Annotated in this window: 8 protein-coding genes; 1 reads left to right on the top strand and 7 read right to left on the bottom strand. The window is 48.9% G+C overall.

The window, feature by feature from the left end; genetic code table 11:
* Nucleotides 1–929 (top strand): helicase-related protein (locus J7K79_RS05110; protein ID WP_296905833.1); only part of this gene is annotated, 929 nt, incomplete at its 5' end.
* On the opposite strand, the gene J7K79_RS05105 is transcribed toward J7K79_RS05110, so the two are convergent.
* The 7 genes from J7K79_RS05105 to J7K79_RS05075 form a co-directional block, all read right to left on the bottom strand.
* On the bottom strand, nt 913–1614 hold the full coding sequence (locus J7K79_RS05105) for an ABC transporter ATP-binding protein (protein WP_296905831.1): 702 nt from the start codon (nt 1612–1614) through the stop codon (nt 913–915). The two genes, J7K79_RS05110 and J7K79_RS05105, sit on opposite strands and share 17 nt — an antisense overlap.
* Entirely contained in the window at nt 1590–2321 is a 732-nt protein-coding gene (locus J7K79_RS05100; protein WP_296905830.1) for an ABC transporter permease, read from the bottom strand. The genes J7K79_RS05105 and J7K79_RS05100 overlap by 25 nt, the downstream gene beginning before the upstream one ends.
* A complete protein-coding gene (locus J7K79_RS05095) occupies nt 2318–3220 on the bottom strand; it encodes an ABC transporter substrate-binding protein (protein ID WP_296905828.1) in 903 nt (300 codons plus the stop codon). Before J7K79_RS05095 ends, J7K79_RS05100 begins: the two co-directional genes overlap by 4 nt.
* 40 nt (nt 3221–3260) lie before the next feature.
* On the bottom strand, nt 3261–5009 hold the full coding sequence (locus tag J7K79_RS05090; protein ID WP_296905826.1) for an NADH-dependent [FeFe] hydrogenase, group A6: 1749 nt from the start codon (nt 5007–5009) through the stop codon (nt 3261–3263).
* A gap of 96 nt (nt 5010–5105) precedes the next feature.
* Nucleotides 5106–6164 carry a DNA integrity scanning diadenylate cyclase DisA gene (gene disA, locus J7K79_RS05085; protein WP_296905824.1) on the bottom strand — a complete coding sequence of 353 codons (1059 nt, stop codon included), beginning with the start codon at nt 6162–6164 and terminating at the stop codon, nt 5106–5108.
* On the bottom strand, nt 6142–7464 hold the full coding sequence (radA, locus tag J7K79_RS05080; protein WP_296905822.1) for a DNA repair protein RadA: 1323 nt from the start codon (nt 7462–7464) through the stop codon (nt 6142–6144). The genes disA and radA overlap by 23 nt, the downstream gene beginning before the upstream one ends.
* Nucleotides 7461–8848 (bottom strand): ATP-dependent Clp protease ATP-binding subunit (locus tag J7K79_RS05075; RefSeq protein ID WP_296905819.1); only part of this gene is annotated, 1388 nt, incomplete at its 5' end. The genes J7K79_RS05075 and radA, both read right to left, overlap by 4 nt.

Raw genomic sequence — 8848 nt, 5'->3', positions numbered from 1 at the left:
AGATAGACCTGGTGATAGGAACACACGCCCTGATACAAGAAGACGTACACTTTAAAAACCTCGGCCTTGTTGTAATAGACGAGCAACATCGATTCGGAGTGAGGCAGAGGGAAGCCCTCATGAACAAGGGCCGTATGGTGGACACCCTGGTGATGAGCGCCACCCCGATTCCCCGAAGCATGGCCCTCGCCTTCTACGGAGACTTGGATGTCACCGTGATAGACGAGATGCCGCCGGGGAGGAAAGAGGTACAGACCATGCTCGTTTCTATGGACAGGGTACACGAGGTCTACGAATTCGTAAGGCAGGAGGCAATGAAGGGAGGACAGGCCTTCATCGTGTATCCGTTGATCGAAGAATCCGACAAACTGAACGCAAAATCCGCCGTTGAGATGTACGAGTATCTCTCCAGAGAAGTGTTTCCAGAGTTTCGAGTAGGTCTCATGCACGGGAAACTCTCTCAGGAAGAAAAAGACAGGGTGATGATGGAGTTTGCAGAGGGAAGGTATGATATTCTCGTATCCACAACCGTTATAGAAGTTGGGATAGACGTTCCGAGGGCGAACGTGATGGTGATAGAAAACCCTGAGAGGTTCGGTCTTGCGCAGCTTCACCAACTCCGTGGAAGGGTCGGAAGAAGTGGTCAGGACGCTTACTGTTTCCTTGTGGGTGATGTGGGTGAGGAAGCCATGGAAAGGCTCAGGTTCTTCGCACTCAACACGGACGGATTCAAGATAGCCGAGTACGACCTGAAGACAAGAGGACCAGGGGAATTCTTCGGCCTCAGACAGCATGGTATGAGCGGTTTCAAAGTGGCAAATCTCTACAGAGATCTGAAGCTTCTCGAGTGGGCAAGAGAAGATGTCCAGGAGATCAACATTGACGAGATCGAGCTTCCGGAGGAGATAAAACTCATAGAGGTAGGTTGAGAATCCTGTTTATTACCATCTTCTCTAGTTTAAACAACTTTTCGTCCATTATGTCCCTCACCCTCTCATCGATTTTGACCTCGTCAACGATCCTTGTAGGTCTTCCAGAGAGAAGAAAAATCCTGTCGGAAAGAAAAACAGCCTCCTTCACATCGTGGGTGACGAATACCATTGAGAATCCTCTTTCGTTCCACTCTTCTAGGAGCAATTCCATCACCTGCTTTTTCATCCTGAGGTCCAGAGCATCGAACGGCTCATCCAAGAGAAGAAGATCCGGTTCAACCAGCAGAGCCCTCACAAGGTTTACCCTCTGCTTCATACCCTCGCTGAGCTGCCATGGATAATGGTTTTCAAAACCCTTCAACCCCACTCGGTCGAGAAGGTACGACGCCCTGCTCTCGTTTCCACTGATCACCCAAAGGTTCCCTCTTACAGTCCTCCATGGGATCAGCCTAGAATCCTGAAACACGTACCCCAACTTTTCTGCAGAAACTTCTACCTTCCCTCGAAAAGACTCGATTCCTGCAACTATCCTCAAAAACGTTGTTTTCCCACACCCAGAGGGTCCCAAAAGAGCTATTCTCTCCCCTCGTTTCACCACAAAACGCCAGTCTTCTATCACTTTCACTCCATCGAACTCTTTCTCTAACCCTTCCACTTTCAGGACAGTCTCCATCTCTTCCATACCTTCCCAGTGAAGGTCTTTACCACCCTCTCGAAGAGAATCCCGAGAGCCACCGCCAGGATGGTGAGAGCATATACCCGGGGAACGTCCACATACTGCCTCGCCCAAGAGATCAAAACACCTATACCCCTGTCTCCACAGAGGTACTCCGCCATGATCACAGCCTTCCATACGTTCCCCGAGGAAATCTCGAGAATGGACAGAACAAACGGCCAGAGCGATCCGAGGTATATCTCTTTCAGAACGACTCTGCGAGGCACTCTGTAGATTCTCATCATCTCCACGAGTCTCTTATCGACACTTCTTACCCCAGAGACCGTCGTGAAAATGGAAACCGGAAGGAGTGAGAGAAAAGAGATCACAACCGGCCCTTGCCATCCTATCCCCCAAAGGAACACCACCACAGCGAGCCAGGAGACGACTGGAACCGATTGCACCACCGTGACCAGCGGCCTGACGACTTCGTAGACTTTATCATTTATTCCCATGAGAAGGCCAACGGGAAGACCAACGAGTACTACAAGTCCTGTCGACGCAATACCCTTCCAGAGAGTGTTCAGAAGGGCATCGAACGTTTCTTCGTTCATTATCTCAACCAGCACTCTGAAAGTTTCAACCGGACCCGGCAAAATCAGAGAGGATGGAAAAAGCGTGTGCAAAATCTGCCACAAAACGAGTACGATGGCAAGTCCTAGAAACACTTTCATTTCTCGTAAAAACCTTCATCTGGCGCACTCTGCAACCCCTCAGGATAGAGCTCGTTCAATTTCCTAAGGAACACCGACACTTCCTCTTTGCATTTCCCGGCGGGCACGTAGTAGAAATCAATTCTCTCAAGGGACGCCTTGAGAAGATCAGAAGGTATTCCAAGTCTCTTCGAAGAAAGCTGAACTGTCTCTTCGAGATTTTCCTCCATCCACTCGATAGATAGAAGGAGCGCTTTCTCCACTTTCTCGATTTCTTCTTGGCTCACACCCTCCCTTGCAAACAGTCCCGCTATGGGGATCCTGTCGGAGACACCTGTTTCTTTTCCCCATTCTTTCTGGAAATCCAGTACCACACGCCCTTTATCCAGACACATACTAACGAACGGCTCTGGAAGAGCAACGTATTTTGCCTTCCCGGATTTAAAGAGAGCAACTATCTCCTGGGGAGGAGCGTAGAGAATTTTCACGTCTTCATCTGGTTTCAAGCCTACCTTGGACATAAAGTATCTCATTAAGACATCAATAGTTTGACCCCTGCCGTGAGGAGTGTAAACCTCCCGGTCACGAAGACTCTTCCATCCTTCAAAGGGAACATCGTTGGATGCGACAAGATAGAAAACCTTCCACTCATGAACCCCAAGTAGCTGAATCTTCACACCTTTCGTGTAGAGATTCGCACCAACGGTGACAGGAAGAACTATGAAGTTTGCTTCTCCCGTGACAATCCGAGCAATCGCTTCTTCTGGATTCTTCCATATCTCTACCTCCACATCATAGGGAACTTTTCCCTCAAGAATGGGAACGACTGGTATCAGAGCGGGTCCAAAGGGATTCAAAAGCTTCACGCCGAAAAACATCACAGCGATCAATATAAAAAACAAGGTGATTGTCTTCTTCATAGAAATCACCTCCAAGAAGAAAGGAGGGGAATCCCCCTCCTCACTTTGCCACCACTTTCTTTCTTCTCGATCTGTCCTCGTAGTAGGTGTGCAGGAGCTCGTGGGATTTGTGGCTGAGAGGATGCTCGAGGTATTCCTCGTAGAGCTTCTTTATAGCCGGGTTCTCGTGGGATTTCCTTATGGTCATCATCTCATCAATGGTGTAGATCGCTTCCGCTCTCTTTCTGAGTATCTCCGGGTCTCTGCTGTAGGGTTGACCTCCTCCACCGATACAACCGCCGGGACACGCCATAACCTCGACGAAGTGGTACTTCACTTCCCTTCGGAGAATCTTTTCGACAAGATTCCTCACGTTGGCGGTACCATGAACCACGGCTACCCTGATCTTCTGGTCGTCGAGCTCCACTTCGGCTTCTCTGACACCCTTCAGACCTCTGACCTCTTCGAACACAAGCTTTGGAAGTGTCTTCCCAGTTTTGAGTTCGTACGCCGTCCTCAAAGCAGCCTCCATCACACCACCGGTGACACCGAACAGGGCGGCGGCACCCGTGGAGATACCGAGGGGTGCGTCGTACTCTTCCTCAGGCAAGTTGGCGAAGGGTATGTTCTTCAACCTGATCAGTCTTCCAAGCTCTCTCGTGGTGAGCACCACATCCACTGCAGGTACACCGTTCACCATGAGCTGCTTTCTCATGACCTCATCCTTCTTCGCCGTGCAGGGCATGATGGACACGTGGAAGATGTCCTCCGGTTTCACTCCAAGCTTCTCTGCAAAGTACGTCTTCACCAGAGCAGAGAGCATTCCCTGGGGAGATTTTGCACTGGAGAGCCTTGTTCTGAGCTCAGGATAGACCTTCTCCACCAGATTCACCCAAGCCGGGCAGCAGGAGGTGAACATCGGAAGGTCTTCCAGATCTCCCTTCTCCAATCTTTCAAGGAACTCGCTTCCTTCTTCCACAATGGTGAGGTCGGCTCCGAAGTTCGTGTCAAAGACGTAGTCGAAACCAAGTCGCCTGAGAGCGGCAACAAGCTGACCCGTTGAGATCGTACCGGGAGCGTAACCGAATTCCTCACCGATCGCGACCCTAACAGAAGGTGCTGTCTGCACAACAAGGATCTTTTCTTTCTTTTCAAGTTCTTCGAGAACAACCTTCACCGCGGAGTTCTCAACTATGGCACCTGTCGGACAGAACGCGGCACATTGTCCACAACTGATACAATCCGTTTCGTAGACAGGTATGTCGAAGGGCGTGCCAGGATAGGTTCGATAACCCCTCTCCACCATAGAGTATATGTTCATTCCCTGAATCTCGGAACACACTCTCACACACCTTTGACACTTGATACACTTGGAGAGATCCCTCATGATGGCAGGGCTGCTTCTGTCGAGCAAGCCTTCCTTCTTGCCGTATCCGAAGATGGGTTCCACGTCGTATTTGTAGATCAGGTCCTGGAATTCACACCTTCCATTCGCCTCACACGTCATACAATCGTTGGGATGCTCAGAGAGAAGCAAAGCGAGGTTGAACTTCCTTGCGGTCTTCACCCTTTCAGAAGAGGTCTTTATGACCATACCATCTCTAACCTTGGTGACACACGCAGGTTGCAGGTTCCTCGCTCCCTCCACTTCAACGACACAAACTCTGCACGCACCGATTGACTCACCGAGCCTTGGATGATGGCATAGCGCAGGAACCTCAATTCCTGCTCTTTCACAAGCCTCCAGAACGGTGATGTTGTCTGGCACCTTTAAAGTTTTTCCATTTATGACAACCATCACTTCGGCCAAAGCAAAACACCTCCCCATGGAATTAGTTTCACGATTTTGTGATAAATTTCTCAAATTGTTTTCAAGAAAACTACTTCATAGAATATATTACCACAATCACTCGGAAGTTCTTCTGTGTTTTAAAGAACTGATACTTTCCGATATGGCTTTTGCTCTTTTTTCACCAATTCCCTCTACTTTCTTCAGATCTTCAACGGATGCTTTGCTGATCTGATCGAGGTTTTTGAACATCTTGACGACGTTGTAGCCTATACTGAGAGGGATCCTTGCCGCGGTTTTAAGCAACCTGTATCCCCTCGCGGAAACAAGAACATCGTCCAACTGCGGCGCCTGCTGTACATCGTACCCCAAGGCTCTTGAAATGGAAATGGGTGAAGGATCTCTCCTCGTGATGAAGTCCATGAGGGTGTCCCTTGCCGATTCCTCGTCCGTTTCGTCGGAGGAATAATCCATTATCAGGAGAATCAACAAATCGTCCACATCCTCTGTCAGCTCTCTGAGTTGCATCCTTGCCAATCTTCCTTCTTCTCCAAGCTCTACAATGTAAGGACGCGTTTCTTCGGTTATTCTCAAAAGTTCTATTCCCTTCATCAACGCTCTCACTACGTCAGCAAGTGTGACTCTGTTCTCCAGCTCGAGTACCTCGAGATCGGACAGAAGTTTATTGAAGTTGTCCTTGTACTTCTCGAGAGTGCTGATCGCTTGTGTCACCTTCGAAATCAGAAAGTCCACTTGGTTCACAACGTACTTGTAGTTTTTGTAGTAAAGGGATATGATGTTTCTTCTTCTAGAAACTGCTATGACAACTTTTCCTGTTTGTTTTGCCAACCTCTCAGCAGTTCTGTGTCTTGTTCCTGTCTCCCCTGTTGGTATCGTTGGATCGGGTACAAGGTGAACGTTTGCATAATAGATCCGTGTGAGATCCTCAGAAAGCACAATGGCACCATCCATCTTCGAAAGTTCATAGACCTTTTCCGCAGAAAAATCCGTATTCAGCCAGAACCCCCCCTGGATGATATCATCGTATTTTTTTGGATCATCAACAAGGAAAAGAAGAGCCCCAAAGTTGGCACTTATAATGTCGTCAAGTGCCTTTCTCAACTCCGTTCCAGGTGAAATGAGTTTGATTTTCTCAATCAGTTCCTGTGGAACCAAAGGACTCACCCCCGATTAGAGAGACAGCCTCCTTTAAGTCGTGAACGACGAAGACTTTTTCTTTCGCCCCTTCGAAAGGGGGTGTTATGATTTTTCCAAAACCCTTCAGCGAGTTCAATCTTCTATTAATATTGTAAACCTTTCTCACCCTTCCGTCCAAACCTATCTCTCCGATTGCCACCGTATCTCGAAGAGACACTTCGAGGTACGAAGAAACGATAGCAAGAGCGATGGCGAGATCCGCGGCGGGATCGGTTATCCTGAGACCCCCAACTACGTTCACGTAAACGTCGTGCGTCTCTATGGGAAGCTTTAAAAGCTTACTGAGCACTGCTATCAGAAGCATGACCCTGTTCACGTCCACTCCCTTACACACCCTCTTAGGCGAAAAAGTTTTGTTTTTGGAGACGAGTGCCTGGATCTGGACAACGAAAGGTTTCGTTCCTTCGAAAACACAGGTGAGAGCGTTACCGGGAAGGTCAGCACCATTTTCTGTGAAAGAGGGATTTTCAACCTGAACGAATCCCTTTTCACCGAGCTCAAAAACGGCAACCTCATCCGAAGGACCGAACCTGTTCTTTGTGATCTTCAATAGTCTCAACCCCGTGCGCCTGTCACCCTCGAAGTAGGCAACGGTGTCCACCATATGTTCTACAAGCTTCGGCCCGGCTATTTCTCCCTCCTTTGTCACGTGCCCTATCAACAGGATAGGTACGTTCTTTCTCTTTGCAAAGTTGATCATCTTCATCGTCACGTTCTTCACCTGGGAAACACTGCCCGGACTACTCCCCAGTTCTGAAGAAAAAACCGTTTGAAGTGAATCAACGACTGCGAAATTGACCTTTTCGTTCTGAAGCACCGGAATTAGCTCCTCCAGGTCGTTCTCTACCACCAGCAGTATATTTTCCTTCTTCTTGATCGCCAGCCTGTCAGCTCTCATTTTCAGTTGTTGAGGAGATTCTTCACCGGAGATATAAACGACCAATCCATCCTGCGCAAACCTCTCCGCAAGCTGGAGTGCGAGGGTGCTCTTCCCTATACCCGGCTCCCCAGAAAGAAGAAGCACCTGCCCCGGGATGAATCCACCTTTGAGCACCCTATCCATTTCCGAAAAGCCGGTGGTAATTCTCTCCAGAGAGATCTCACCGGCGGACTCCAGATTCAAAAACAGGGAGGGCTTCCCCTCCCTGCTCTTTTCTCCTACAATTTCTTCGGCTGTATCGTACTCACCACACTGAGGGCATCTTCCAAACCATTTCGGAGAAACATAGCCACAGTTGGAACACACGAACTTCTTCACTGAACCACCTTCTCCTTCTTCTCCTTCTTTTTAGTGAACCTCAAACCGTCTTTGTGAGCCCTGCAGACGATGGTGTCTCCTTCCTCGAACTTGCTCTTCAGTATCTCTTCGGACAGAGGATCTTCCACGTACTTCTGGATCGCCCTCTTCAAAGGTCTGGCACCGTACACTGGATCGAATCCTTTCTCGACGAGGAATTCCTTTGCACTCTTCGTCAAAACGAGTTTCATGTTTTTCTCCGCCAGTCTTTTTCTGAGATCCCTCAGGAGTATATCGATGATCTGTTCTATGTGCTCTTTCTTGAGTGGATGGAAGATGATAGTCTCATCGATCCTGTTCAAGAACTCGGGTCTGAATGTCTTCTTCACCTCGTCCAGTACAAGCTCTTTTATCTTTTCAAACTCTCTCTCTTCGTCATCGCCGCTGACAAAGCCGAGCGTCCTCTTAGATCTGTTGATATAGGAACTTCCAATGTTACTTGTCATAACGATTATGGTGTTTCTGAAGTCCACTTCACGACCCTGAGAGTCTGTGAGTCTCCCATCGTCCATGATCTGAAGGAGCAGGTTATACACGTCCGGGTGAGCTTTCTCTATCTCATCGAATAGAATGACGGAGAACGGCCTTCTTCTTACCTTTTCGGTGAGCGTTCCTCCTTCTTCGTAGCCTACGTATCCGGGAGGTGCTCCAATGAGTCTCGAGACGGAAAATCTTTCCATGTATTCGCTCATGTCGAATCTGATGAGTGCCCTCTCATCACCGAACAGGTACTCCGCGAGAGCCTTCGCAAGCTCTGTCTTTCCAACTCCCGTCGGTCCAAGGAAAAGGAAGACACCAATCGGTCTTCTCGGATCTTTCAATCCACTTCTCGCTCTTCTTATAGCCCTTGCAACAGCCTTTATGGCCTCGTCCTGTGCTACGATCCTCTGATGGAGTGCTTCCTCGAGATTGAGAAGTCTCTCCACCTCCGTCTCCTCGATCTTCTTAAGAGGCACTCCCGTCCATGAAGATACCACCTCTGCTATATCATCGACGTCCACCTTTGCTACAGATGCTTCTGCCTTCCTTCTCCACTCGGCATACTTCTTCCTGTACTCTGCTTCGAGTTCCATTTCTCTCTCCTTCAACTGCGCAGCCCTTTCGTAGTCCTGATTCAAAACAGCAAGTTCCTTATCGGTCTTTATCTTCTCCAGCTCGTTCTTGATAGCCTTCAGTTCAGGGGGAATGATGAAAACCTTGAGCCTCGCACGGGCTCCAGCTTCATCGATGACATCGATCGCCTTGTCCGGAAGGAAGTGATCCGTTATGTACCTCTTGGACAGATAAACCGCCGCTTCCAAGGCCTTATCGGTGTATATCACCCTGTGGTGTGATTCGTACTTCT

It is taken from the genome of Thermotoga sp. (assembly GCF_021162145.1).
GTDB lineage: Bacteria > Thermotogota > Thermotogae > Thermotogales > Thermotogaceae > Thermotoga.
This window is presented reverse-complemented; position numbering and strand designations above follow the sequence as displayed.